Consider the following 1034-nt stretch of genomic DNA (forward strand, 5'->3'; position numbering starts at 1 on the left):
CTTTATCTTAGGCAGGTACTTCCGCTAGTGCGTGGCCGCCTTGTTCGCGCGAGACCAGCGCCACGCGTGCGAGCAGGCGCAAGGTGTCATCGTGGTCGGCATCGCTGGCCGCGATACAAAATCCGCCCAGCACCGTGACGCGATAGTCGCGGTCGTGTGCGTCGCGTACCGTGCTTTGCACCGCGAGATCGGTGGCGCAGCCGGCAATCAGCAGGCGCTCGCAGCGCATATTGCGCAGCAGAAGATCTAGCGCCGTGCCGTAAAAGGCATTGACGCGGCGCTTGAGGATGATGGTTTCTCCAGGCAGGGGGGCGGCGGCCGGATGAAAATCGCAGCCGGCGGTGCTCAGGCGCAGTGCGCCACGGATGGCGGCACTGGCAAATAGGGGAGAGGCGCGCGGCAGTTCGCGGTAGTCGTCGGAAAAGCCGACGCGGACATGGATGACCGGTATGCCGTAGTTGCGCAGGCTGCTTATCAGCCGCGGCAGGCGTTCCAGCGTATGGTGGCGCGCCAGAAAGTCGCGGTAACGCGGTGCGGTGACGATATCGTTGATGTAGTCGATCAGGATGAGTGCGCTTTGCACGATGGTCTCTCCTTGCGTAATGCAAGTCTCACCATAGCGCGTCAATGCAAAACCGCCCCGAAGGGCGGTTGTGTGGCGGATGGAGCCAATGCTTACTTCGGAATCGAGCCTTCCACGCCCTTCACATACCAGTTCATGGTATCCACGCCTTTTTGCGGCAGTACCTGACCTGCTGCAACCATGGTCTTGCCGGCCTGATCGACGATAGGACCGGTAAAGCTGTGGAACTTGCCGCTGGCAAACAGTGCCTTCTTGGCATTGAACTTGGCAGCCAGAGGTTTAGGTACGACCGGATTCAGCGGGCTCAGTGCCACCATGCCGTCCTTGATGCCCCAGTCCACGCTGTCCGATTTCCAGCTCTTGTCCAGCGTGGCCTTGGCTGCGCGGGTGTAGTAGCCGCCCCAGTTGATGGTGGAAGCGGTCAGCTGGGCCTTGGGGCCGAACTTGGCCA

At 61.4% G+C, this 1034-nt stretch carries 1 protein-coding gene and 1 pseudogene; both read right to left on the reverse strand.

Going from position 1 to position 1034, the window contains the following annotated elements; genetic code table 11:
• Positions 1-7 precede the first annotated feature (7 nt).
• A complete protein-coding gene (locus tag EGI20_RS18770) occupies positions 8-583 on the reverse strand; it encodes a cysteine hydrolase family protein (protein ID WP_498633214.1) in 576 nt (191 codons plus the stop codon).
• Between the two features lie 92 nt (positions 584-675).
• Positions 676-1034 (reverse strand): annotated as a pseudogene (locus EGI20_RS18775) (BMP family ABC transporter substrate-binding protein); the annotation flags it as partial.

It is taken from the genome of Aquitalea sp. S1-19 (assembly GCF_024343515.1).